22 protein-coding genes are annotated in these 24,969 nt (G+C 71.2%); 3 read left to right on the forward strand and 19 right to left on the reverse strand.

Features of this window, described 5'->3' with window-relative positions:
• Window positions 1-253 precede the first annotated feature (253 nt).
• From whiA to ABD120_RS09095, 5 genes are all read right to left on the reverse strand, one after another.
• Window positions 254-1,234 carry a DNA-binding protein WhiA gene (gene whiA / locus ABD120_RS09075; RefSeq protein ID WP_157247628.1) on the reverse strand — a complete coding sequence of 327 codons (981 nt, stop codon included), beginning with the start codon at window positions 1,232-1,234 and terminating at the stop codon, window positions 254-256.
• Between the two features lie 84 nt (window positions 1,235-1,318).
• Window positions 1,319-2,236 carry a gluconeogenesis factor YvcK family protein gene (locus ABD120_RS09080; RefSeq protein WP_343949325.1) on the reverse strand — a complete coding sequence of 306 codons (918 nt, stop codon included), beginning with the start codon at window positions 2,234-2,236 and terminating at the stop codon, window positions 1,319-1,321.
• 1,479 nt (window positions 2,237-3,715) lie between these two features.
• A complete protein-coding gene (rapZ, locus tag ABD120_RS09085) occupies window positions 3,716-4,585 on the reverse strand; it encodes an RNase adapter RapZ (RefSeq protein ID WP_343949286.1) in 870 nt (289 codons plus the stop codon).
• Window positions 4,582-6,540: an excinuclease ABC subunit UvrC gene (gene uvrC / locus ABD120_RS09090; RefSeq protein ID WP_343949287.1), complete on the reverse strand. Its 1,959-nt coding sequence runs from the start codon at window positions 6,538-6,540 to the stop codon at window positions 4,582-4,584. Before uvrC ends, rapZ begins: the two co-directional genes overlap by 4 nt.
• Window positions 6,537-7,442 carry a LysR family transcriptional regulator gene (locus tag ABD120_RS09095; RefSeq protein WP_343949288.1) on the reverse strand — a complete coding sequence of 302 codons (906 nt, stop codon included), beginning with the start codon at window positions 7,440-7,442 and terminating at the stop codon, window positions 6,537-6,539. Before ABD120_RS09095 ends, uvrC begins: the two co-directional genes overlap by 4 nt.
• A gap of 72 nt (window positions 7,443-7,514) precedes the next feature.
• On the opposite strand from ABD120_RS09095, the gene ABD120_RS09100 reads away from it, so the two are divergent.
• Window positions 7,515-8,180: a type 1 glutamine amidotransferase domain-containing protein gene (locus ABD120_RS09100; RefSeq protein WP_343949289.1), complete on the forward strand. Its 666-nt coding sequence runs from the start codon at window positions 7,515-7,517 to the stop codon at window positions 8,178-8,180.
• A 175-nt stretch (window positions 8,181-8,355) separates the two neighbouring features.
• The gene (locus tag ABD120_RS09105; RefSeq protein ID WP_343949290.1) at window positions 8,356-8,484 is read left to right on the forward strand and encodes a hypothetical protein; all 129 of its coding nucleotides are present in this window, start codon (window positions 8,356-8,358) and stop codon (window positions 8,482-8,484) included.
• Here ABD120_RS09105 and ABD120_RS09110 read toward each other — a convergent pair.
• The 4 genes from ABD120_RS09110 to uvrA form a co-directional block, all read right to left on the reverse strand.
• Complete coding sequence (locus ABD120_RS09110; protein ID WP_343949291.1) at window positions 8,471-8,908, reverse strand: Rieske (2Fe-2S) protein; 438 nt, start codon at window positions 8,906-8,908, stop codon at window positions 8,471-8,473. The two genes, ABD120_RS09105 and ABD120_RS09110, sit on opposite strands and share 14 nt — an antisense overlap.
• A gap of 75 nt (window positions 8,909-8,983) precedes the next feature.
• A complete protein-coding gene (locus ABD120_RS09115; RefSeq protein ID WP_343949292.1) occupies window positions 8,984-9,433 on the reverse strand; it encodes a Rieske (2Fe-2S) protein in 450 nt (149 codons plus the stop codon).
• A gap of 87 nt (window positions 9,434-9,520) precedes the next feature.
• On the reverse strand, window positions 9,521-9,949 hold the full coding sequence (locus ABD120_RS09120) for a Rieske (2Fe-2S) protein (RefSeq protein ID WP_343949293.1): 429 nt from the start codon (window positions 9,947-9,949) through the stop codon (window positions 9,521-9,523).
• 95 nt (window positions 9,950-10,044) lie between these two features.
• Window positions 10,045-12,885: an excinuclease ABC subunit UvrA gene (gene uvrA / locus ABD120_RS09125; RefSeq protein ID WP_343949294.1), complete on the reverse strand. Its 2,841-nt coding sequence runs from the start codon at window positions 12,883-12,885 to the stop codon at window positions 10,045-10,047.
• Window positions 12,886-13,114: 229 nt separating this feature from the next.
• Here uvrA and ABD120_RS09130 point away from each other — a divergent pair, with 229 nt between their 5' ends.
• On the forward strand, window positions 13,115-13,771 hold the full coding sequence (locus tag ABD120_RS09130; RefSeq protein ID WP_343949295.1) for an MBL fold metallo-hydrolase: 657 nt from the start codon (window positions 13,115-13,117) through the stop codon (window positions 13,769-13,771).
• A 399-nt stretch (window positions 13,772-14,170) separates the two neighbouring features.
• On the opposite strand, the gene ABD120_RS09135 is transcribed toward ABD120_RS09130, so the two are convergent.
• The 10 genes from ABD120_RS09135 to recN form a co-directional block, all read right to left on the reverse strand.
• On the reverse strand, window positions 14,171-14,434 hold the full coding sequence (locus ABD120_RS09135) for a hypothetical protein (protein WP_343949296.1): 264 nt from the start codon (window positions 14,432-14,434) through the stop codon (window positions 14,171-14,173).
• A gap of 60 nt (window positions 14,435-14,494) precedes the next feature.
• Entirely contained in the window at window positions 14,495-15,316 is an 822-nt protein-coding gene (gene pssA, locus ABD120_RS09140; RefSeq protein ID WP_343949297.1) for a CDP-diacylglycerol--serine O-phosphatidyltransferase, read from the reverse strand.
• A complete protein-coding gene (locus ABD120_RS09145; RefSeq protein ID WP_343949298.1) occupies window positions 15,303-15,944 on the reverse strand; it encodes a phosphatidylserine decarboxylase in 642 nt (213 codons plus the stop codon). Before ABD120_RS09145 ends, pssA begins: the two co-directional genes overlap by 14 nt.
• Before the next feature lie 94 nt (window positions 15,945-16,038).
• Entirely contained in the window at window positions 16,039-17,025 is a 987-nt protein-coding gene (locus ABD120_RS09150) for a TerC family protein (protein WP_343949299.1), read from the reverse strand.
• Between the two features lie 183 nt (window positions 17,026-17,208).
• Window positions 17,209-18,411: a glycosyltransferase gene (locus ABD120_RS09155; protein ID WP_343949300.1), complete on the reverse strand. Its 1,203-nt coding sequence runs from the start codon at window positions 18,409-18,411 to the stop codon at window positions 17,209-17,211.
• A 57-nt stretch (window positions 18,412-18,468) separates the two neighbouring features.
• On the reverse strand, window positions 18,469-20,064 hold the full coding sequence (gene murJ / locus ABD120_RS09160) for a murein biosynthesis integral membrane protein MurJ (protein ID WP_343949301.1): 1,596 nt from the start codon (window positions 20,062-20,064) through the stop codon (window positions 18,469-18,471).
• Window positions 20,061-20,966, reverse strand: a complete 906-nt coding sequence (locus ABD120_RS09165; protein WP_343949302.1) for a hypothetical protein — start codon at window positions 20,964-20,966, stop codon at window positions 20,061-20,063. Before ABD120_RS09165 ends, murJ begins: the two co-directional genes overlap by 4 nt.
• Window position 20,967: 1 nt before the next feature.
• The gene (locus tag ABD120_RS09170) at window positions 20,968-21,945 is read right to left on the reverse strand and encodes a copper transporter (RefSeq protein WP_343949303.1); all 978 of its coding nucleotides are present in this window, start codon (window positions 21,943-21,945) and stop codon (window positions 20,968-20,970) included.
• The gene (steA, locus tag ABD120_RS09175; RefSeq protein ID WP_343949326.1) at window positions 21,942-23,138 is read right to left on the reverse strand and encodes a putative cytokinetic ring protein SteA; all 1,197 of its coding nucleotides are present in this window, start codon (window positions 23,136-23,138) and stop codon (window positions 21,942-21,944) included. Before steA ends, ABD120_RS09170 begins: the two co-directional genes overlap by 4 nt.
• A 64-nt stretch (window positions 23,139-23,202) precedes the next feature.
• The gene (gene recN / locus ABD120_RS09180) at window positions 23,203-24,915 is read right to left on the reverse strand and encodes a DNA repair protein RecN (protein WP_343949304.1); all 1,713 of its coding nucleotides are present in this window, start codon (window positions 24,913-24,915) and stop codon (window positions 23,203-23,205) included.
• Between the last annotated feature and the right edge of the window lie 54 nt (window positions 24,916-24,969).

Consider the following 24,969-nt stretch of genomic DNA (forward strand, 5'->3'; position numbering starts at 1 on the left):
GCCCCGAACCCGCACGAGCGCCCGCCACGCGGGACCCGGCCTCACGAAACCTCAAGCTGCACGAAGACCTCGCAGCCGGACCCGACCAGGCCGAATCCTCAAGCTGCGCGAAGACCCGCACCCTGGCCGGGCCACAGACACCTCACCCACCCCGACCGCACGAGATCCCAGCCCGCACACGGCCTGAGCGCGCAGCGGGCGCCGACCGGACGGGACCGGCTCGGGCAGAACGAGGTTCTGAGGGGCGGAGGGCTCAGGGAGCGAGCATCTCCGATGTGAGATTCGCCTCGGTGTTGGGGATGCCCATGTCCGAGGCGCGCTTGTCGGCCATCGCGAGCAGACGCCGGATGCGCCCCGCGATGGCGTCCTTGGTGAGCGGCGGGTCGGCGATCTGCCCGAGTTCCTCAAGCGACGCCTGCTTGTGCTCCACCCGCAGCCGCCCCGCGATCACCAGGTGGTCGGGCGCGTCGTCGCCGAGGATCTCCAGCGCCCGCTGCACCCGTGCCCCCGCCGCGACCGCCGCGCGCGCCGACCTCCGCAGGTTGGCGTCGTCGAAGTTGGCCAGCCGGTTGGCCGTCGCCCGCACCTCACGGCGCATCCGGCGCTCCTCCCAGGCCAGGACGCTGTCGTGCGCCCCCAGCCGGGTGAGCAGCGCGCTGATCGCGTCGCCGTCCCGGACCACGACACGGTCGACGCCCCGCACCTCGCGTGCCTTGGCGTGGATCTTCAGCCGCCGCGCCGACCCGACCAGCGCCAGCGCCGCCTCCGGTCCCGGGCAGGTGACCTCCAGCGACATCGAACGGCCGGGCTCGGTCAGCGAGCCGTGCGCGAGGAACGCCCCCCGCCAGGCCGCCTCCGCATCGCAGGCCGCGCCCGCCACCACCTGGCGCGGCAGCCCCCGAACCGGGCGGCCGTGGTTGTCGATCAGGCCCGTCTGGCGGGCCAGCGCCTCGCCGTCGCGGTACACACGGACGACGTACCGCGACCCTTTGCGCAACCCCGCCGGCGCCAGGACCAGCACCTCGGCCTTGTGGCCGAACACCTCGCCGATGTCCTTGATCAACCGGCGGGCGGTGGCGTTGGTGTCGAGCTCCGCCTCGATCACGATGCGCCCGCCCACCAGGTGCAGGCCGCTGGCGAACCGCAGCAGTGTCGAAACCTCCGCCTTGCGGCAGCAGGGCTTCAGCACCGGCAGTCGGCTCAGTTCGTCCTTGACCACACCTGTCATCGCCATGAGCGTTAGTCCTCCCCCATCCAGACCGGCCTCACAGCAGTCTCTCGCACCTTTCGAGCCGCCGCCCCCGATCGGTGGCCAGGATCAGCGCTGGTGGAGGAAAATCTCGTCAAGGACGGAGGCAAGCCGACGTGGGTCGTGCTTGGGAGAACCGTCCAGGTCAGCGACGTCGGCCATCACCAGGCGGGCGCCCAGCGCCGCCGCCGCCTTCTCCAGCGCGTCGCAGTCGTCGACCACTCCTCGGTCGGCCAGGACCACGTCCACGGTCAGGCCGGGCGCGTGCTGCCTGAGCACCTCCAGATGCTGCTGCGGGGAGAAGTCGTCGGTCTCGCCGGGCTGCGGCGCGAGGTTGAGCGTCACCAGCCGCCGCGCGCCGGTCTCGTGGAGCGCGGCCGCGAGTTCCGGCACCTTCAGGTGCGGCAGCACGCTCGTGAACCACGACCCCGGACCGAACACCACCCAGTCGGCCTCCCGGACCGCCGTCACCGCCTCGGGACGCGCGGGCGGATCCTCCGGCACCAGGGAGATGGCCTGCACCCGGCCCGGCGTGAGCGCGCACGCGACCTGACCGCGCACGGTGGAGATCACACCGTCGAGCTCGACCTCCGCGACGATGTCCAGCGGCACGGAGGCCATCGGCAGCACCCTGCCGTGCGCCCCCAGCAGCCGCCCGACCCAGTCGAGGCCCGTCACGGGGTCGCCGAGCAGCTCCCACAGCGCGACGATGAGCAGGTTGCCGACTGCGTGACCGTGCAGATCGCCCTCGGAGCGGAAGCGGTGTTGCACCACCTCGCTCCACGTGCTGCCCCACTCGTCGTCGCCGCAGAGCGCCGCGAGCGCCATCCGCAGGTCGCCCGGCGGCAACACCCCCAGTTCCCGCCGCAGCCGCCCGCTGGACCCGCCGTCGTCGGCCACGGTCACCACCGCGGTCAGTTCCTCGGTGACGGAGCGCAGCGCCGACAGGGACGCGTACAGTCCGTGCCCGCCGCCGAGTGCCACCACCTTCGGCCCCCGCGTCCCCCACCGTGCCCCGGGACCCGCCGCCTCGCCGTCCAGCGCCGCCGTGGCCCCTTCAGCGGAAGCGGCACCCTCGACGGAGGCCAGGCCCTCATCGGCAGCCGCCGCCCCAACCGGGCTAGTCTGTCCGGCCACGCCCGCCCTCATGCCGGGCTGCGCCGCCACGCTCGCACCTTCGCCGGGCCGTCCCGCCGGGTGCGCGTTCTCGTCCGCGCGCGCGGCCACGTCCGGCCCCGCGCCCGACACCGAGGGGGCCACCGCCTGACCTGAGACCGACACCGGGCGGGCCACCGCCTCGCCCGATACCGACACTGAGCGGGCCACCGCCTCGCCCGAGACCTCGTCACCGCCTGTACGGCACCGGCCCGCACCCGGCGGCGCGGCCGGGTGGCCGTGGACGTCCTCGCCCTCACCGCAGGTGACACCCACACCCATGCCAGAGTCCGGTGTTCCGCCCTTGCTCAGCACCGCATCCGCGACCTCACTCCTACGTGCGGCCGCGTTCACGCCCGCACCCGCCTCGGTGGCCGCACCGCCGTACACCCGCACGCCATCGTCCTTAGATCGGTCCATGCCGAGATGTACCGGGCTGCCGCCGACCGAGACCTCCTCGACCCGGATGTCCTCCACTGGAACATCCCGGATCAAGATCTTCCCACGCGAATCATCCCGAACCACCACATTCTCAAGAGCATCCCGAACCTGGACGGCAGCCCCCGGAACACCCGTGACCGAACCCTCGCGCCCGCGGACACCTCTCACCGAGCCCTCGCCGACCGCAACACCCGGGCCGGAACCCTCACCAGCCGAAACGACCGGAACACCGAGGCGCGCCTCATGCCCGCCCGCGACGCGTGCGCTCGTCCTGACCTGGGCGGCCGACACGTCGTCGGCCCCTTCACCCGCCGAAGCCGCACTCACGTGCCCGGCTCCAGCCTGGGCGAGCCCCCGCTCACGTAGCCACTCTCGACAGGTATGCGCACACCGCGATCACCGGGTCGGCCTTCCCTGAACCACCGTCGGCCCGCCCCTGCGGCGACGCGCCACCGACGGTGGCGGCACAGGCGGTGTCACCGGTGGCAGTGACACAAGCGATGGTCTCACCGGTGGCTGTTGTGTCACCGGTCGCGGTGACACAAGCGGTGGTCTCGCGAGCGGTGGTCTCACCCGCTGGCCCGGCCCACCGCGCGCTTCCCGCGTCGGCCGAGCCCCACAGAAGGACAGGAGCCACCACCTCACCCGGCGAACCCGCCACCCCACCGACGACCGCACGAACGCCGGACCTCCCGATCGGCGGAAGTTCGTTCCCTTCGCCACCGACCGCCCGAGCCGCCGAGGACCCGGCGGGAACCCCGGCCCCTGAGAGAAACCGCGTTCCCGGCGCCACCGCCACGTCTGCCGCGCGCGGGACCGACGTCGGCGCCAGACGCGAACCGTCTGACGCCGCGCCCGGGTACGTTCCGGTCACTCTCGCCCTACATCCCGATGTCCGACCTGAACCTCCATGCCGCGATCGCGCAACCGAGCCCCGATCTGCTCGGCCATGGCCACGCTGCGGTGCTTGCCGCCCGTGCACCCCACCGCCAGCGTCGCGTAGCTCTTGCCCTCGCGTGTGTAACCGGCCGCCACCACTCCGAGCACCTCTTCGTACGCGTCGAGGAACTCCTTGGCCCCCGACTGGCTGAGCACGTACTCGCTCACCGCCTCGTCGAGGCCGTTCATCGGGCGAAGGTCGGGCACCCAGTGCGGGTTGGGCAGAAATCGGCAGTCGACGACGAGGTCGGCGTCGACTGGCAGCCCGTACTTGAAGCCGAAGGAGACGACGTTGACCCGCAGCCCCGGCCGGTCCTCCCCGCCGAAGTAGGTGACGATCTTGTTGCGCAGCTCGTGCACGTTGTGCGACGAGGTGTCGATGACGAGGTCGGCGTTGGCCCTGACCTCGCGCAGGATGCCCCGCTCACGCGCGATGCCGTCGACCAGCCGGCCCTCACCCTGCAGTGGGTGGGGACGGCGGACGTTCTCGAAGCGGCGGACGAGTTCCTCGTCGCTCGCCTCCAGGAACACCACCCGCACCCGTACGCCCCGGGCTTCGAGCTCCTCGATGGCCGCGTTGAGATCGGTGGTGAAGGCCAGGCTGCGTACGTCGACGACGGCGGCGACCTTGTCGGCCGCGAGCTTGACCTTGCCCGCCTCCTCCGCCATCGCGAACAGCAACCCCGGCGGCAGGTTGTCGATGACGAACCAGCCCAGGTCTTCGAGTGCCTTGGCGGCCGTGCTGCGCCCCGCCCCCGACATGCCGGTGACGATCACGAACGCCGACTCGGTGGTGTTCACTGTCCCTCCCCCTTCAGCCTCGACACGATCACCTCGGCGGTGGCCTGGCCGATGCCGGGAACCTCGCAGATCTCGGCCACGGAGGCGTCCCGCAGCCGCTTCACGGAGCCGAAGTGCTTGAGCAGCGCCTGCTGTCGGGCCGGCCCGAGGCCGGGCACGCCGTCGAGAGCGCTCTCCTTCACGGTCTTGGACCTCTTGGCTCGATGGTAGGCGATGGCGAAGCGGTGTGCTTCGTCTCGGACGCGTTGCAGCAGGTAGAGGCCCTCGCTGGAGCGCGGCATGACGACCGGCTGGTCGTCGCCGGGCAGCCACACCTCTTCCAGGCGCTTGGCCAGGCCGCACACGGACACGTCGTCGACGCCGAGTTCGTCGAGCGCCCGCTGGGCGGCGGCGGCCTGCGGGCCGGCGCCGTCGACGACCACCAGGTTGGGCGGGTAGGCGAACTTGCGCGGCCGGCCGGTCTCGGGGTCGATCGGGCCGCCCGCGGGATCGTCGCCGGACTCGCCGGAGTCGGCGGTCAGTTCGCCGGTGTTGGAGCGCTCTTCGAGGTAGCGGCGGAAGCGGCGTTTGATCACCTCGTGGATCGAGGCGACGTCGCCCTCCTTGGTGCGGATCTGGAAGCGGCGGTATTCGCTCTTCCTGGCCAGGCCGTCCTCGAAGACCACCATGGAGGCCACGACGTTCTCGCCCTGAAGGTGGGAGACGTCGTAGCACTCGATGCGCAGGGGCGCCTGGTCGAGGTCGAGGGCCTCGGCGATCTCCTGCAGCGCCTTCGAGCGCGTGGTGAGGTCGCTGGCGCGGCGGATCTTGTGCTGGGCGAGGGACTCCTTGGCGTTGCGCTCGACCGTCTCCATGAGCGACTTCTTGTCGCCGCGCTGTGGCACCCGCACCTCGACCTTGGCGCCGCGCTGTTCGCACAGCAGTTCGGTGACGGCCTCGACCTCGGGCGGCAGCGCGGGCACGAGGACCTCGCGCGGGATGTCGCCTTCGGCGTAGATCTGCAGCAGGAAGTGTTCGACGAGTTCGCCCGGTGTGGTCTCCTCGACCTTGTCGAGGACCCAGCCGCGCTGGCCCCTGATGCGTCCGCCGCGCACGTAGAACACCTGGACGGCGGCCTCAAGCGGGTCCTCGGCCAGGGCGATCACGTCGGCGTCCGTGGCGTCGCCGAGGACGACGGCCTGCTTCTCCAGCGCCCGCTGCAGCGCCTGGAGGTCGTCGCGGATGCGCGCGGCCCGTTCGTACTCCTGCTCGGCGGCCGCCTCGCGCATCTCCTTCTCCAGCCGCCTGGTGAAGCGGGCGGTGTTGCCCGCCATGAAGTCGCAGAAGTCCTCGGCGAGCTCGCGGTGCTCCTGCGGGGTGACCCGGCCGACACACGGCGCCGAGCACTTGTCGATGTAGCCGAGCAGGCAGGGCCGCCCGATCTGCCCGGCCCGCTTGAACACCCCGGCCGAGCAGGTGCGCACGGGGAAGACGCGCAGCAGCAGGTCGACGGTCTCGCGGATGGCCCAGGCGTGGGAGTAGGGGCCGAAGTAGCGGGTGCCCTTGCGCCTGGCACCGCGCATGACCTGCACGCGCGGGAAGTCCTCGCCCATGGTGACGGCGAGGTAGGGATAGGACTTGTCGTCGCGATACTTGACGTTGAACCGGGGGTCGTACTCCTTGATCCAGGAGTATTCGAGCTGCAACGCCTCGACCTCGGTGGACACGACCGTCCAGTCGACGTCGGCGGCGACCGTGAGCATGGTCTGGGTGCGCGGGTGCAGGCCGGCGAAGTCGGCGAAGTAGGAGTTGAGCCGCTGCCTGAGGCTCTTGGCCTTGCCCACGTAGATGACACGCCGGTGCGCGTCGCGGAACCGGTAGACCCCGGGAGAGTCCGGGATGGAGCCGGGTCGCGGTCGGAAACTCAGTGGGCTGGGCACGTTCAGAAGCCTAGTCCTCCCCACCGACAACCTCATGCTGTCAGCGACTGGCCCAGCGCCGTCAGCCGATCCCGTACGGCGACCGCCGCCGGGTGCGTCACCCCGGCCCTCGATACCAGGAACAGCGTGTTGAGCGGCGGCACCTCGGGGGTGAGCAGCGCGGCCAGCCGTCCGGCGGCCAGATCCTCCCGGCACAGGTAGGCGGGCAGGACGCTGACCCCGGCCCCGGCCGTCACGGCGGCCCGCACACCCCGCAGGTCCGGCACGACGAGGGCGGGCGCGCGGGTGAGCCGCACACCGAACACGCTTCCCCAGTACCGGCGCAGAATGGGGAGGTTCTCGGCATAGGCCACGAGTGGCAGCCGCTCGACGGCCCGCCGTACCCGTTCCGGAGTCCCGCCCTGCGCCCGCTCCGCCAGGGAGGGGGCGGCGACCAGCACGAACTCCTCGTCGCACAGCGCTTCCACGCGCAGTCCGCCGCGCCGGGTGCGCACGCTCGACACGACGAGATCGAGCCCGCCGCCCACGAGCGCGGACAGCAGCCCGTCGGGCAGCCCGAGTGTCACCCGCAGTTCGAGTCCGCCGACGGTCATGGGGGCCAGCGCGGGCAGCACGCGCTCGCACAGGAACTCGGCGGGCCCGCCCAGGTGCACGGCCCGCCCGAACGCCTCCGCAGGTCCGCTGAGGTCGCCGAGGACGAGTTCCTCCAGCGAGTCGAGCGGCCCGGCGATCCGCCTGGCGAGCTGATCGGCCGCCGGCGTGGGCGCCATCCCGCGCGGCAGCCGGTCGAACAGCGGGCGCTCCAGCGCCTGCTCCAGGGCTCGGATCTGGGCGGTCACGGTCGGCTGCGACAGGCCGAGCGATTCGGCCGCGCGAGTGGCCGAGCCGGTGCGGTAGACGGCCAGGAAGGTGCGCAGCAGGTCGAAAGAGAGCGACATATCAGTATCCTGATGCCGGAGGGCCGGTGTGGCTATTGGTGCCCGATGGCTGTGACGGTTCATGATTGGGCCATGTCGAAGCGCATCCTCATCGTCTTGACCAGCCACGGCGAACTCGGCGACACCGGCCGTACGACCGGCTTCTACGTCGCGGAGGCCGCACATCCGTGGCAGACCTTCACCGACGCCGGTCATCGGGTGGACCTGGTGAGCGTCCAGGGCGGCCGTCCTCCTCAGGACGGCACGGACCTGAACGACCCGGCCCAGCACCGTTTCCTGGAGACGGTCGATCTGAACACCCCCGATCCGGGCCGGATCGACGCCTCCCTGTACGACGCGGTCTTCTTCGCCGGAGGCCACGGCACCATGTGGGATTTCCCCGACAATCCCGCGCTGGCGGCACTGACTCGCACGGTCTACGAGTCCGGCGGCGTGGTGGCCGCCGTCTGCCACGGCCCGGCCGGGCTGGTCGGCGTCACGCTGTCGGACGGAACTCCGCTGGTCGCGGGCAAGCGGGTGTCGGCCTTCACCGACGAGGAGGAGGCCGCCGTCGGGCTGACGGAGGTGGTGCCGTTCCTGCTCGCGAGCCGGTTGGCCGAACTGGGCGCCGAGCACGTGCCGGGGCCGGACTTCCAACCCCAGGTCGTACGCGACGGTCGCCTGGTGACCGGACAGAACCCGGCCTCGGCACGCGGCGTGGCCGAGCAGGTCCTGGCGGCGTTCGACGCGGAGGTCTGAACACTCGAGGCTTCCGCGGTACGGGCGGCCAGGTGGTCGCTGCAGACGCAGTTCCCCGCCGCGGCGACACGCTCCGAGCACCCACTGTCTCAGCGCGGCGCACTCCGAGCACTCACAGCCTCGACGGCGACGGGCACCGAGCAGTCTCGGCGGCGGCGCGCTCCGAGAAGTCACTTTGTTCGACTACGGCACCCTGGGCCTTTTCGACGACGGCACCCTGGGCGAAGTCCGCTTCGGCATGGAAGCGTCACGGCGGCCCGCCGCACGAGGCGCATGGCGGGCCGCCGTGCTCACGCCAGCGTGATCTGATCGCCCTCGACCTTGATCTCCTTGGCGGGGAGTGGCTGCTTGGCGGGCCCGTCGATCACCGCGCCGTCGGCCACCGCGAACTTGCTGCCGTGGCACGGGCAGACGATGGCCCCGTTGGACACCGACGACACCGCGCACCCCTGATGGGTGCACATGGCGCTGAAACACTTGAACGTGCCGGCCGACGGCTGGGTGACCACCACCTTCTCGGCGGGGAAGATCTTCCCGCCGCCCACGGGCACGTCCGAGGTGGAGCCGAGCGCGCCCTTCGGCGCACCTGCGGCCGGTGCCGACGAGGCGGGGGTCTCCGGCGCCGGGGCGCCGGAGGCAGGGGGCGCGGAGGCGGTCGCCGAGTCGTTCCCGCTTCCGCAGGCGGCCAGCGCGAGCGTCAGCCCGCCCGCGCCGACTCCCGCGATCATCGTTCTACGAGACTTCAGGTCATCTCCCATACGGCCAGATAACCGTACGCACCTGAGAAAATCATGAAACGCAGGTCAGGCGAGGCGGATCTGATCACCCTCGATACTGATCCTCTTCTCGGCCAGCGGCCGGGGCGCGGGACCTCTGACGACCGTGCCGTCGGTGATGCGGTACTTACTGCCGTGGCACGGGCAGTTGATGGTGCCGCCGGAGACGCTGCCCACCGTGCAGCCCTCGTGGGTGCAGACGGCGGTGAAACACTTGAACCGCCCGGCCTCCGGCTGGGTCACCACGACCTTCGGCCCGGCGAAGACCTTGCCGCCGCCCTTCGGGATCTCCCCGGTGGCGGCGAGGATCTCGCCCGCACCCGGATTCTGCGGCTCGCTCGGCACGACGCTGCCCGTCCCTGCCGGCGGGCTCGGGCTGCCCGACGGCTCACCGTAGCCGCCGCATCCGGTCAGCGCCGCCGCCAACCCGGCCGCGCCGGTGCCGAGCACCACCTGCCTGCGTGTCGTCTCCCCCATGTGTCCCCCCAAGGTCGCCTATACGTCAGGGACGGCGATGCGCCCCACAGCGCGGCGTACCCGGGAAACCACCTGGAGTCACCGATTTCAGACGGCGACGATCCCGTCCCCGTCGAGCCGGACCTCGACCGAGGCCAGCGGCGCCTTGGCCGGGCCCTTGAGCGCGGCCCCGGTCGTGGCGTCGAACTCGCTGCCGTGGCACGGGCAGGTCATCACGCCGTCCTCGGGGACGCCGACCGCGCACCCCTGATGCGGGCAGGCGGTGCTGAATGCCTTGTAGACCCCGGCTGACGGCTGCGTGACCACGAGCTTCCACCGTTTGACGATCTTGCCGCCGCCGACCGGCACCTCAGCGGCCTTCACCAGCACCTGGCCCTTGGCACCCGTACCCGGCGCGGCCGCCTCGCCGGTGCCGCATCCGGCCAGCGCGAGGCCGCACGCGGCGACCCCGGCGGCTCCGAGCACCTGCCTGCGGCCGACTCCCGGCACGCCGAAACCCGCTTCAGCACCTGACATGATCTCCCCGACCCTTTCCTCACGTCAGCCCTTCGCGGGCTCGTGGCCTTTCAATCTAGAGGCCGCACCGACCGGTGCGGCCGGTGGGTGCGGCCTCAGACGGAGAGGATCTTGCGCAGGAAACGGCCGGTGTGGCTCTCCTCGACCAGCGCGATCTCCTCCGGCGTGCCGGAGGCGACCAGGGTGCCGCCGCGCGAGCCGCCCTCCGGGCCCATGTCGAGGACCCAGTCGGCGGTCTTGATGACGTCGAGGTTGTGCTCGATGACGATGACCGTGTTGCCACCGTCGACCAGGCGGCCGAGCACGCCGAGCAGCCGCCTGATGTCCTCGAAGTGCAGGCCGGTGGTCGGCTCGTCGAGCACGTAGATCGTGCGGCCGGTCTGGCGGCGCTGGAGCTCCGAGGCCAGCTTGACCCGCTGGGCCTCGCCGCCGGACAGCGTGGTCGCGGGCTGGCCGAGCCGTACGTAGCCGAGGCCGACGTCGTTGAGCGTCTGCAGGTGCCGCTTGATCGCCGGGATCGCCTCGAAGAAGCCGAGCGCCTCCTCGATCGGCATGTCGAGCACCTCGGCGATGGTCTTGCCCTTGTAGTGGACCTCCAGCGTCTCGCGGTTGTAGCGGGCGCCGTGGCAGACCTCGCACGGCACGTACACGTCCGGCAGGAAGTTCATCTCGATCTTGATGGTGCCGTCGCCCGCGCACGCCTCGCAGCGCCCGCCCTTGACGTTGAAGCTGAAGCGGCCCGGCTGGTAGCCGCGCACCTTGGCCTCGGTCGTGGCCGCGAACAGCTTGCGGACGTGGTCGAACACGCCGGTGTAGGTCGCCGGGTTGGAGCGCGGTGTGCGCCCGATCGGCGACTGGTCGACGTGGACGACCTTGTCGACGAGGTCCATGCCGTTGACGCGTGAGTGGCGGCCGGGGACCGTGCGGGCGCCGTTGAGCTCCTTGGCCAGTGCGTTGTAGAGGATGTCGTTGACCAGCGTCGACTTGCCCGAGCCCGACACCCCGGTGACAGCGGTGAACAGCCCGAGCGGGAAGTCGATGTCGACGCCCTTGAGGTTGTGCTCGCGCGCGCCCTTCACGGAGATCTGCCGCTTCCTGTCGCGCTTGCGGCGCTCGGCGGGGACCGCGATGGCCTTGCGGCCCGACAGGTAGGCGCCCGTCAGCGACTCCTCGCTGGCCAGCAGTTCCTGTACGGTCCCCGACACCACGACCTGCCCGCCGTGCTCACCCGCGCCGGGGCCGATGTCGACCACCCAGTCGGCGGCGGCGATGGTGTCCTCGTCGTGCTCGACCACGATCAGGGTGTTGCCCATGTCGCGCAGCCTGATCAGCGTGTCGAGCAGTCGCATGTTGTCGCGCTGGTGCAGGCCGATGGACGGCTCGTCGAGGACGTACAGCACGCCGACGAGCCCGGAGCCGATCTGGGTGGCCAGCCGGATGCGCTGGGCCTCGCCGCCCGCCAGGGTGGCGGCGGCGCGATCCATGGTGAGGTAGTCGAGGCCGACGTCGAGCAGGAAGCCCATGCGGGCGTTGATCTCCTTGACGACCCGCTCGGCGATCTGCATGTCGCGGTCGGACAGCTTGAGCCCGGCCAGGAACCTCGCGCACTCGCCGATCGACATGCCTGCCACGTCGGCGATGGAGTGGTCGGCGACGGTCACCGCGAGGGTGACCGGCTTGAGCCGCTTTCCGTCGCAGGCGGGGCACGGGATCTCCCGCATGTAGCCTTCGAACTTCTCCCGCGTGGCGTCGCTCTCGGACTCGGCATGCCTGCGCTGCACCCACGAGACCACGCCCTCGTAGGTCGTGTAGTAGGAGCGCTGCCTGCCGTAGCGGTTGCTGTAGCGGACGTGGACCTGCTCGTCGTGGCCGTACAGCAGCGACTTCTGCGCCTTCTTGGGAAGTTTCTCCCAGGAGGTGTCGAGGGTGAAGCCCATGGTGTTGCCGAGCGCCTCGGTGAGACGGACGAAGTACTCGCTGGTGTGGCCGCCCGACCAGGGGTGCAGCGCGCCTTCGCGCAGGGTGCGCTCGGGGTCGGGGACGACCAGGTCGGGGTCGACCTCCATCTTGGTGCCGAGGCCGGTGCACTCGGGGCACGCGCCGAAGGGCGAGTTGAAGGAGAACGAGCGGGGTTCGAGCTCCTCGAACGACAGGTCGTCGTAGGGGCAGTAGAGGTGCTCGGAGTAGAAACGCTCGCGGCCGGGGTCGTCCTCGGGCAGGTCGACGAATTCGAGCGTGATCGTGCCGCCGGACAGCTGCAGCGCGGTCTCGACCGAGTCGGTGAGCCGGCGCCGCGCGGACTCCTTGACCGACAGCCGGTCGACGATGACCTCGATGTCGTGCTTCTCGTACTTCTTCAGCTTCGGCGGCTCCTCCAGCCGCACCACGGTGCCGTCGACGCGGGCGCGGGCGAAGCCCTTGGTCTGCAGTTCGCGGAAGAGTTCGAGGTATTCGCCCTTGCGGCCCCTGATCACCGGCGCGAGCACCTGGAAGCGGGTGCCCTCATCGAGGTCCATCACCCGGTCGACGATCTGCTGCGGCGTCTGCCTGGCGATCGGCCGCGCGCACACCGGGCAGTGGGGCTTGCCGATGCGCGCCCACAGCAGGCGCAGGTAGTCGTAGACCTCGGTGATGGTGCCGACGGTCGAGCGCGGGTTCTTGCTGGTGGCCTTCTGGTCGATGGAGACGGCGGGCGACAGGCCCTCGATGAAGTCGACGTCCGGCTTGTCCATCTGGCCGAGGAACTGCCGGGCGTAGGCCGACAGCGACTCGACGTAGCGCCGCTGTCCCTCGGCGAAGATCGTGTCGAAGGCGAGGCTGGACTTCCCCGAGCCCGACAGGCCCGTGAAGACGATCAGAGCGTCCCGGGGCAGGTCGAGCGAGACGTCTTTGAGGTTGTGCTCACGTGCACCACGCACGATCAGGCGGTCGGCCACAGTGTTCCCGGAAGTAGAGAGACGGACAGGTCCAGGGGGATCGTAGACGGCGGCTCCGACAATTTCGGGAGGGCCGCAGCCCCCCGATTTCCGCCCCACCCAGGTTACGGCCTCCCGCGCCCAGAGACGGAGGGCTTGCAAAGTCAACCACTCGACCTGCGGCTTTATGCCCCGGCCGGGCGGCGGCTAGGGTGGTGCGGAGGCAGCGAACACTACCGCAGGAGGCCTCATGACTTACACCGGCGACGTGCAGGTGGGCGGTCCCGCCGACGTCCGCGAACTGCCGGGGCTGAGCATCGCCAAGCTCGCCGTGGGACCGTTCGACAACAACGCCTACCTGCTGCGCTGTTCCCGCACCGGCGAGGGGCTGCTGATCGACGCGGCCGCCGACCCCGACCGGCTGCTCGCCCTGGCCGACGGCGGCCCGCTGGCCACGGTGGTCACCACCCATCAGCACGGTGACCACTGGCAGGCGCTGGAGCAGGTGGCGAAGGTGACCGGCGCGAAGACCGTCGCTCATCCTCTCGACGCGCCCGCACTGCCCGTCTCCCCGGACCGCACGGTCGAGCACGGCGACGTGATCACAGTGGGCGAGGCGGCGCTGCAGGTGATCCACCTGCGGGGGCACACGCCGGGCTCGATCGCGCTGCTCTACGACGGCGGCGAGGCGGGCACCCACCTGTTCACGGGCGACTCGCTGTTCCCCGGCGGCGTCGGCAACACCCAGAAGGACGCCGAGCGTTTCCAGCGGCTCTACACCGACGTGGTCGAACGCGTGTTCGATCCCCTGCCCGACGAGACGTGGGTGTACCCGGGCCACGGCAAGGACACGACGCTGGGCACCGAACGCCCCTCACTGCCCGAATGGCTCGCCCGCGGCTGGTGAGAACACGGCCGATGGAGACGCGGCTGGTGAAGATGCGGCTGATGACAACGCGGCAGGTGAGAATGCGGCTGGTGAGAACGAGGCTGGGTGAAGACCCCACGAACCACCCCCTCTCACGGCGAAGCCGCGCCCCACGCCTCCCCCGCAGCCACCACCCGGCCTCCAAGGCGCTCCTCCCCTGACACCCCTCCCGCCGTCACGCCGCCCCGAACCCACCGGCCGGCGCCGCCGACCACGTGAACATACGGCGTGGCGGCGGGAGGCGGGGGGATGAGTGCCGCCTTCGAGGCCGTGCGCGCAAAGCGGCGGGAGGCGTGGGGCGCGGCCGGGCCGTAAAGAGGAGGAGGGTCCTGCCGTGGAGGAGAGCAAGACCCTTGCCGCAAAGGGGCGGAAGGCCCGTCAGGACGGCCGGAGTATGTGCGCGATGCGATCGGCCGCCTCGGACGGAGCCGACGTCGAGAGCAGCACCTCTCCCCACGACCACCGGTAGCACCACCCGTCCGGCATCGGGACGCAGTCGACGGTCTCGCTCATCAGCACCGTGTCCGGGACGCCGACCCGCAACGACGGCGGGTCGGCGCGCAGCACCGCGGTGAACCCGCGCAGTTCGAGTTCCCGGGCCAGTTTGGCGAGGAAGTACGTGCGGGTGTGTTCGCGCGCCATGGCTCCATCAAAGCCGATGTCGAGCGGCCTGTCCGCCTCGGGGTCGCCCGAGGCGGTGGGTCAACCGCCGATACGCTCGGCGACCTTGCGCTGCTCGCGCTTGTAGAAGAGCATCCGCAGCGGGATCGCCGCCACGAGGGCGATCTGCATGCTGGCGCCGATCTTGATCGGCAGGTCGCCGCCCTGGGGGAAGGCCACCCAGAACGTCAGGAACGCGACGTTCACCAGGATCCAGCCGAGGACGACGGCGGCGACCTGGCCCTTGGGCTTGGGGTACTCGATGCGGCTGACCATCAGCCACGAGACGCCCACCACGGCCAGCAGCGACCAGACGCCCGGCTCGAACAGCATCACGATGGAGATCACGGTCATGCAGCCCATGGGGATGGGCAGGCCCATGAAGTCGCCGCTCTTGGTCTTGACGCAGGCGAAGCGGGCCAGCCGGACCACTCCGGCGATGAGCACGGAGGCGGCGGCGGCCAGGACCGACCACAGCGGAACGGTGCCGCTGAAGCCACCCCAGATGACCACCATGAACGCCGGCGCGAAGCCGAAGCTGATCACGTCGGCGAGGTTGTCGAGTTCCGCCCCCATGGCCGAGGCGCGGAAGCGCCGCGCGACCAGGCCGTCGAACAGGTCGCAGGTGGCGCCGATGAGGAGCAGCACCACGGCGGTGGCGAAGAAGCCGGGCTGGAGGATCAGGCCCTTGTTCGCCTGGAGCGAGGTGACGGCGGATGTGGCCAGGACGCACACGGCGAGGAAACCGCAGAGCGCGTTGCCCAGCGACAGGGAGTCCGCGGCGGAAAGCCGGAAGGCCTTTCCGACGGGACCGCGCTGTTCTTCGTCTTCGGCTTGCCAGCCGCCTGCGTCAGCCGTGGTCAATTCGGGTCACCCCCGCAACCGTCTTCTCACCCACAGAGACCGAGGGCGAGATTCCTTCGGGAAGGTAGATGTCGACGCGGGAACCGAACCGGATGAGCCCGATTCGCTCGGTCTGGGTGACCTTGGCCCCCGCACTCAGGTATGGCACGATCCGGCGCGCCACCGCGCCCGCGATCTGCACCATCTCGATGTCGCCGAGCGCGGTCTCGAAATGCCACACCACGCGCTCGTTCTGGTCACTGTCCTTGTTGAAAGCCGGCAGGAACCCACCCGCCACATGCTCTACCGAGGTGACGGTTCCCGCAAGGGGTGCCCTGTTGACGTGCACGTTCAGCGGGCTCATGAAGATCGCGACCCGGGTGCGGCCATCCGGCCATGGGTCGATGCTCTGGACCACGCCGTCGGCGGGCGACAGTACCCGGCCGACGCCCGGCGTGCGCTCCGGGTCGCGGAAGAACCACAGCATGCCGCCGGTGAGCGCGGTCAGCGGCACCGCCGCGAGCGCCCAGCGCTTGTCCTTGCGGGTGAGCAGGCTGGTCGCGGCGGCGGCGGCCACGGTCGGGAGAAGCCACGGGGACACCCCGCGTGCGAGACGCACGCGGGCGGTCTTGGCAGAATCGTCTGACACGGACAACCTTTGGGTGGTGACGGAAAAGGCGCTTTGCCGTGATGTTACAGAACCGCACGACGTGACGAGTCAAGCAAAGCGCCTGAATCGCCTTTTAGCTAGCCCCACTCTGGCTGGGTTCGACACCCTTGCGCGCGTCACTGCGTGACTTCAGCAGGCTCGCCACAGTCGTGACGACCATCGTTCCTCCGATGACCGACAACGACACCGAGATCGGCACCTCGGGCGCCCACGAGAACCCGCTGGAGTGCAGGGCCTCCATCACCAGCTTAACCCCGATGAACCCGAGGATGAACGCCAGGCCGTACGAGATGTAGACCAGGCGCTGGAGCAGGCCGCCGAGCAGGAAGTAAAGCTGACGCAGGCCCATCAGGGCGAAGGCGTTGGCGGTGAAGACGATGAACGGGTCGGTCGTGAGGCCGAAGATCGCGGGGATGGAGTCGACGGCGAACAGCAGGTCGGTGCTGCCGATGGCGATCATGACGATGAGCATCGGGGTGACCATGCGCTTGCCGTCGATCTTGACGGTGATCTTGGAGCCGACGTAGTCGTCGGTGGTCGGGAACGTCTTGCGGACCCAGCGTAGAAGGATGTTCTCCGGAACGTCTTCCTGTTCACCCTTGAGGTGATCGCGCACGATCGTGTAGGCCGTGTAGAGGAGGAAGGCGCCGAAGATGTAGAACAGCCAGCTGAAGCGTACGAGGGCGGCCGCGCCGATCGCGATGAAGATGCCGCGCATGACCAGGGCGAGCAGGATGCCGACGAGGAGCACCTTGTGCTGGTACTCCTTGGGCACGGCGAACTTGCTCATGATGATGAAGAAGATGAACAGGTTGTCGACGCTCAGGCTGTATTCGGTGATGTAGCCTGCGAAGAACTCACCTGCTTTGGTGCCGCCTTCGAGAATCCATACCGTGACGCCGAATGCGACGGCCAGCAGTACGTAGAAGCTGACCCAGAAACTGGCCTGCTTCATCGAGAATTCGCGGGCCTCGCCTCGGTCGACGACCCACAGGTCGATGGCGAGTACGACGAGAAGTCCGCCGATGACGGCGACCCACGCCCATACGGGAACGACCACGTTGATGTACCTCCGGCACGCAATGATTGACAGCCGGAGGTCTCTCCCGCCGGCTCGATCGGCCGACCGGCAGCCCCGGGGGCCCCGTGGAGTGGGGCTACACCGTGATGACGAGGCTGCCGCGAAGGGATACTCCCCTCCCCTAACCCATGCAGTATAGGAGAAGCCGGGTTCGCCACCTAATCATCCGGGCGACCTTGACGAGGAGTAGACGGCGAGCACCGACTCGACCGCGTCGGCCTCGCCCGGCAGTTCGCCGCCGCGTCTGGCCGCCGCCCGCGCCAGGGCCTCCGCCTTCGCCGGGTCGTCCACGATCTCCTGTACGGCGGCGCGCATCGCGGCGGCGTCGCCGTACGGGACCAGGGTGCCCGCTCCCCCCAGCAGATCGGGCACACCTCCCACGGCGGTGGCGACGACCGGGCGCCCCGCCATGAGCGCCTCGCTGAGACTGAGCGGCTGACCTTCCCAGCGGCTCGGCCACAGCACCAAAGTGGCCGCGGCCAGCAGATCGGGGATGTCCTTCCTGAACCCCAGCAGCCGCACGGGCAACGCCTCCGCGTCGATACGCGCCTGCAACTCGCCGCGCAGCGGCCCCTCCCCCGCGATCACGAACAGCGGCCCGTCGCCGCCGGGACGGCCCGTCCCTCGTTCACCGCCCCGCCCGGGATCCGTCGCCGTCGCCTCGGCGGCGGAACCCCTTCCGCCGTGCCCCGGAGCCGTGTCCGCACCACCCCGCGCGGCGGCCGATCCGATGGCGGCCGTGTCCAGCAGGAGTTCCAGGCCCTTCTGCTGGGCGAGCCTGGCGACTGTCAGCACGACGGGGCGCCGCCCCACGCCCAGTTCCGCCCTGACCTCCGCGACCGTCCGGACCGGCGGCCCCGGCGGATAGGCGGGGACGACGGCGGGACGCACGTCACGGGCGCCGAGCGCGGCCATTCGCGCGCCCAGGTCGGGCGCGACCGCCAGCACGTGATCGGCGCCCCGGGCGACGATCCGTTCGAGCACGCCGTACACCGTTCCGACGAGACCTCCGGCCGTGAGCGCGTTGTGCAGCGTGACCACGAGCGGTGCCCGGCGCCGCTGCCCGACGCGCGCGAGCGCGGCGACCGACCCCGCCCGCAGACCGTGGGCGTGCACCACGTCGGCCTCGTGCACGACCCGGCGGACCGTCGCCACCGATCGGGCGTCGGCGACCGGATGCGGCCGATCCGACAGCGGTATCTCGACGAACCGCGCGCCGGCCGCCCTGAACCCGAAGGACTCCTCCACCGACCTCGGCCCCACCACGGCCACCTGGTGCCCGCGCTCCCGCATTCCCTCGACCAGCATGCGCACGTGCTCCCCCGTCCCTCCGAACGTGGTGCCGAGCACGAAGACCACCCGCACGAGCCTCTCCTTCACCTCTCACCGCGCCTGCCCGGAAAGCGGGCAGGCGACACGCCGTCATACGCCGTCCGACCGGGCGCCGCGCCGGAAGCGGGCGGCGAGCGCCCGAGCGTCCGGCCGGTCCACCAGGACGGCCACCAGGACCCCGGCGGCCAGCGCGAGCACGCCTCCCAGCGCGATCGCCGACAGCTCGGCCCACGTCCCCACCGGCCGGATCACGGCGACCACCGCGGCTCCCACCAGGAACGCCGCGCCGCCCCCGGCCAGCGCCGCCGCCCCCGCCCGCCACAGCCCGGCCACCGCCGCGCCGCCCCTCACCCGCACCACCGCCACCAGCAGCACCATGCCGCCGACCGTCATGCCGACGCTCATCCCGAGTGCCAGGCCCGCGATCTTCCAGGCGTCCGGCAGCGCGAGCGCGAACCCCGCCTGGGCCACCGCCGCCACCAGCCACCCGGCGACGACGCCTGCGGCGGCGGCCCGCCCCCGGCCGAGGGCGTACAGGACCCGGCTCAGGTGGGCGATCAGCCCGTACCCCACCAGGCCGGGGGCGAACAGCGCGATGGTCCTGGCGAGCTCCACAGGCGGCACATCGGTGTTCTCGTCCAGGAACAGCGCCGCGCCCGGCTCGGCGACGGCCGCGAGCACCCCGGCGGCCAGCCCCGACACCAGCACCACCGCTCTGGCGCCCCCGGCACTGAGCGCGGCGAACTCGCCACGGTCACCGGCGGCGGACAGCCGGGGGAAGGCGCTGGTCGCGATCGGCACGGCCAGGACGGCGTACGGGACCAGGTAGATCGCCCACGCGTAGTTGTAGGTCGCGATGGCTCCGCCGCCCATGCGGTTGGCCAGCACCAGGACCACGATCATGGCGGCCTGCTGGGCGAGCAGCCCCGCCATCCCGGCCGAGGCCAGCCTGCGCACCTGGACGCCGACACCGTCGGGGAAGCGCAGCGTGGGCCGCCAGCGCAGGCCGAGCCGTGCGGCGGGCCCGAGCACGGTGAGCACCAGGGCCAGGACGCCCAGGCTGGTGCCGACGGACAGCACCAGCTCACCGGCCGTCAGCGGCAGGGACGGCTCGTTACCGCCCCCGCTGACGGGGACGAACACCAGATAGGCGACGATCACCACGATGCTCGACACCAGGGGCGCCAGAGCCGGGGCGGCGAAACGGTGGTGGGCCTGGAGGACGCCGTACAGGACGACCGCGACGCCGTACAGGGGGATCTGCGGGGCGAAGACCGCGAGCATCCGCGCCGAGACCGCGCTGACCGTCTCGACGTCGCACGTGCCGAGTACGTCCGTGAAGAACAACGAGGTGATCGGCCCCGCCAGCACCGCGATCAGCACGGCCGGCGGGACCAGGGCGACCAGCACCCAGGTGAGCAGCGCCGAGCCGACCCGCGAGGCGTGCTCGCGGGTCGCGCCCGCCAGCACCGGGACCACCATCCCGGCCAGCGCGCCGCCCGCCACGACCTCGAAGACGATGTTGGGGATCTGGTTGGCGGTGAAGTACGCGCTCGACAGGCACTGGGTGCCGACGGTGTGGGCGAAGACGTACTGCTTGGCGAACCCGGTCACGCGCGCCAGGATCGTGAGCGCGCCGATGAGGACGGCACCGCCCGCGACCCCGTGCGCCAGGCGGCGGCTCACGCCACGGGGCGGCGGCCGAGCATGTCGATGCGGTTGAGCACCGGGTTGCCCGCGATCACCTTGGTGAAGCTGACCTTCTCCGATGCCGCCGTGAGGACGGCCACCGTCCCCAGCAGCGCGTACCTGCCCGGGCGTCCGAGCCGCGTGACGGCGGCCAGGCCGAGCAGGGCGCCGAGCGCGTTGGCTCCGGCGTCGCCGAGCATGGCGCGCTCGCCGAGGTCCTCGGGCAGCAGCGCGGCGGCGGCGCCGAGCGGCACGGCGGCCAGGGCGGCGGCGCGGGCGTCGTGCTCGAACAGCCCGGCGGCCAGCAGCGGCAGCCCCGCCAGCAGGCCGACCTTGATCGCCCGGCCGGGCCGCAGGTCGAACAGGTTGGCCAGGTTGGCGCCGCCCGCGACGATCGCCCCGTTGACGAGCGCGTCGGCGGGGCCGCGCGAGACCAGGGCGGCGGCGGCCAGTCCGGTCGCGCCAATGCCGAGGATCTTGACGGCGCCGCTCGTGACCTCACCCTTGGCCAGTGCGCTCAGGTGGCCTTTGAAGCCCTTGGCGGACGTGGTGCCCCAGAGGTCGTCGTAGCCGCCGAGGGCGCCGCTGCCCGCTCCGGCCAGCAGCGCGGCCAGCCGTACCCTCGGGGGGAGGCCGGGGGTCAGGGCGGCCGCCGCGCTCGCGCCGAGCGCGAACGCGGGCCCTTCGAGCAGCGTGATGGGCTCGCCCCGGTGGTTCGTACGCGTCCAGGTGGCGGCGTCGCGCAGCCCGCCCCCGGGTGCGGCGACGAGTTCGCCGGAGGCATCGACGATCTTCTCGTCCGTGTGGGTGAGACGCCTGGTGAAGACGGTGTAGGCGGCGCGCGCGGCGGCGGCGCCGATCGCGGCTCCCGCGAGCGCGCACAGCAGAGCTCGGGCCATGTCAGCTCCCTGACGAGGTGGAGGATGGAGTGGGGGCGGCGACGGGCGGCTGAGGCTGCGTGGCACCGCTGAGTACGCCGTACTGCCCGGCGCGGCCGTCGAGTTGCTCGCGCAACGCGTAGACGACGGTGACGCGGCCCATGGGCATGTCGAGCACGTCGACGGTGGAGACCCGCTTGGCGAGCTCACTGGACTCGCGCAGCGCGGTGATGGCTCCGCCGGGGCCGATGGCGCCCTCGGTGCCCGCCATGACGCTGCCCTGGCCGCCCGCGTCCAGGCCGCCTGCCAGGGCGACGATCTCGTCGGCCTGGGCCTCGGCCTGCTCACCCTCGAACGGCCGCTCGGGCGCGATGAGCACCGCGAGGGTGGCCCGCTTGGCGGGTTCGTCCCTGACGGTGAGGAAGCCGCCGGTCTCGAGCGCCCCGAGCACGGCGGCGGTGTCGGGGTCGGGGGTGCCCGCCTGGGCCGGGTCCTTGGTCACGACGGCCGCCGCCAGGAGCTGTGCGGCCTTGTCGTGGACGCCCGCGTTGGCGGCGAAGTTCAGCTCGGCGGGCTTGAGCTGGGTGACCAGTTGGTCCAGCACCCCGGCGCTGGCCGGCGCGACGAACTTCTCCGTCAGCACGACGCGCCCGCTGACGACGGCACCCGCCTGCTCCAGCACCTGCTGCTGCTGGTCGGTGAGGGCCGTGCTCGCGCCAGGCGCCTCGACGAGTACCACCCGCTTGCCCGTGAGACCGCCGCCGACCTTGGCCAGATCGGGGGTCATGTTGGCGATGAAGGCGTCGTTGCCGCCCTCGCGGCGGGTCAGCACGTCGATCTCGGCGCGCAGCTCCGCGTTGTTCTTGGTGACATTCTCGACGCTGGCCTCGGCCAGGTGGATCGCGGGATCCTTCAGGAGCGTGGTGCCGAGCACGATGCCGACCGACAGCGCCAGGAAGATGGCCACGATGGACACGAGGTGGTAGCGGAAATCGATCACGAGAAGAGTCCGACCATCCAGAAGATGAACGCGTTCCACAGGTCCTGAATGGCGTTGAGCCACGTGTTGCCGAGCGGCGAGGCCAGCAGTGCCACCCCCATGGTGACCAGTGCGGCGACCACCAGCAGCAGGAGCTGAGGTGTGCTGATGCGGTTGCGGTAGAGCCTGCTCACGCCTTTGGCGTCGACGAGTTTGCTGCCCACGCGCAGGCGGGTGAGGAAGGTGCTGGCCATGCCGGAGCGGCCCTTGTCGAGGAACTCCTCCAGGGTGGCGTGGGTGCCGACGGCGACGATCAGTTCGGCGCCCTTGTCGTCGGCCAGCAGCATCGCGATGTCCTCGCTGGTGCCGGTGGCAGGGAAGATCACGGCCTCGCGGCCGAGCTGGTGGACGCGTTCGAGCCCGGGCGCGCGGCCGTCGCGGTAGGCGTGGACGACGAGTTCGGCGCCGCAGGTGAGCGCCTTGGTGGAGACCGAGTCGAAGTCGCCCACGATGAGGTCGGGCAGGTAGCCCGCCTCCAGGAGGGCGTCGGCGCCGCCGTCGACCCCGATGAGCACCGGGCGGTACTCGCGGATGTAGGAGCGGAGGGTGGCGATGTCCTCCTTGTAGTGGTAGCCGCGCACGACGACGAGGACGTGGCGGTTCTCCATGCGGGTGCGGATCTCGGGGACGCCGACCCCGTCGATGAGGAGCCTGCCCTCGCCTTTCACGTACTCCATGGTGTTGACGGCGAACGCCTCGATCTGCAGCGACAGACCGGCCCTGGCCTCGGCCATGGCGGCCTCGACGCTCTCGCCCGTCTCGACCTCGCCCTTGCCGACGACCTCGTCGCCGACGTACACGACCCCGTCGCACAGTCTGACCGCGTCGCCGTCGGCGACGCGCTCGAACAGCTCGGGCGTGGCGTTGTCGACGAACGGGACCCCCGCCTCGATCAGGATCTGCGGGCCCAGGTTGGGATAGCGGCCGCTGATACCGGCCGCCACGTTGATCACGGCGGCCGCACCGCACGCGACGAGCGCCTCCGCGCTGACCCGGTCCACGTCGACATGGTCGATAATCGCTATTTCACCGGGCTTGAGGCGTTTGGTCAGCCTCTTCGTCCGCCGATCGATTCTCGCCACTGCCGCGAGGCCGGGAAGGTCGCTGACCTTCCTGCCGCGGAGGCCCGGCAACTTGCTCCCCGGAACCTTCATCACAGGACATCCTGCCAGAGGCTACGGGCCCGAGGGTCGCGCACTACGCGGCGTGTCTGATATGTCACCCAGAGTCTGCTGCGGCGAGCCCCAGCAGTTCCTCCGCGTGCGCCCGTCCCAGTTCGGAGTCCTCCAGCCCGGCGAGCATGCGCGACAGCTCGCGCACCCGGCCCTCGTGGGTGAGGGTGACGACGCCGCTGCGCACCACGCTGCCGTCGCTGGCCTTCTCGACCACGAGGTGCTGGTCGGCGAAGGCGGCCACCTGCGGCAGGTGGGTCACGACGATGACCTGGGCGGTGCGGGCCAGCCTGGCCAGGCGGCGGCCGATCTCGACCGCGGCCTTGCCGCCGACACCGGCGTCGACCTCGTCGAAGACGAACGTGGGCACCGGGTCGGCGCCGGCGAAGACCACCTCGATGGCCAGCATGACCCGGCTCAGCTCGCCGCCCGAGGCGCCCTTGGTGAGCGGGAGCGGCGGCGCGGCCGGGTGGGCGGACATGCGGAGCTCGACCTCGTCGACGCCGTCGGGGCCGAAGCCCGCGCCCCGGGTGAGGTGCACCACGACGCGGGCATGGGGCATGGCCAGAGCGGCGAGCTCGTCGGTGACGGCACGGCCGAACCGCTCGGCGGCGCTCTCGCGCACCCCGGTCAGCTCGGCGGCCAGGCCGGTGAGCCGTTCGGTCAGCTCCGCGTGCTCGACGGCGAGGTCGTCGACGCGCTCGTCGTCGCCGTCGAGTTCGGCCAGGCGCGCGGCCGAGCGCTGCGCCCAGGCCAGGACACCGGCGCTGTCCACGGCGTACTTGCGGATCAGGCCGGTCAGCAGCGCGCGGCGCTCCTGCACGATCGCCAGGCGGGCGGGGTCGGCCTCGACGGACTCGGCGTAGGCGGCCAGGTCGGTGGCGACGTCCGCGACGAGGTAACCCGCCTCGGCGAGCCGTTCGCCCATCTGGGCCAGCCGCTGGTCGAACCCGCCCGCACCCTCGACCACCGCACGCGCCTCGCCCAGCAGGGAGATGGCGTCGCGGGCGTCGCCCGAGGACTCCATCGGGTCGCCGAGCAGCGCCGCGTGCGCGCTCGCGGCGGCGCCGCGCAGCGCGTCGGCGTGCGAGAGCCGCTCCTCCTCCGCGCGCAGTTCGGCGTCCTCGCCGGGCTTGGGATCGACCTTCTCGATCTCCTCCAGACCGAACCGCAGCAGGTCGGCCTCCTGCGCGCGCTCACGCGCCCGCGTCGTCAGCTCCTCCAGCAGCGCGCCGACCTGCTTGTGCCGTTTGTACGCCTGGGTGTAGGCACGCAGCGGCTTGACCAGGTCGTCGCCCGCGTACCGGTCGAGCGCGGCCCGCTGCCGCGCGGGCTGCAGGAGCCGCTGCTGATCCATCTGGCCGTGCACGGCGACCAGGTCGTCCGCGAGATACGTGAGAGTGCCGACGGGCACCGTGCGGCCGCCGAGCCAGGCACGCGAGCGGCCCTCGGCGGAGACGGTACGCGAGATGATCAGCTGGCCGTCCTCGACGTCGCCGCCGATGTCCTCGACCTGCTGGGCCACCCGGCCCCGGCCCTCGACGACGAGGGTGCCCTCGACCGTCGCCCGGTCGGCGCCCGGCCGGACGCGCGACGGATCGGCCCGGCCGCCGAACAGCAGGCCGAGACCGGTGACGACCATCGTCTTGCCCGCTCCGGTCTCGCCGGTGACCACGTTGAATCCGGGGGAGAGCTCGAGTACGGCCTCGTCGATGACACCGAGCCCCTGGATGCGAACCTCCTCGACCCTGGGTCGCACTGGCCACTCCCGTCGCTGCCGTCCGAACATGTGTGCGCAAGCGATCCTACGCGT

The sequence above is a fragment of the Nonomuraea longicatena genome, from assembly GCF_039525605.1.
Taxonomy (GTDB): domain Bacteria; phylum Actinomycetota; class Actinomycetes; order Streptosporangiales; family Streptosporangiaceae; genus Nonomuraea; species Nonomuraea longicatena.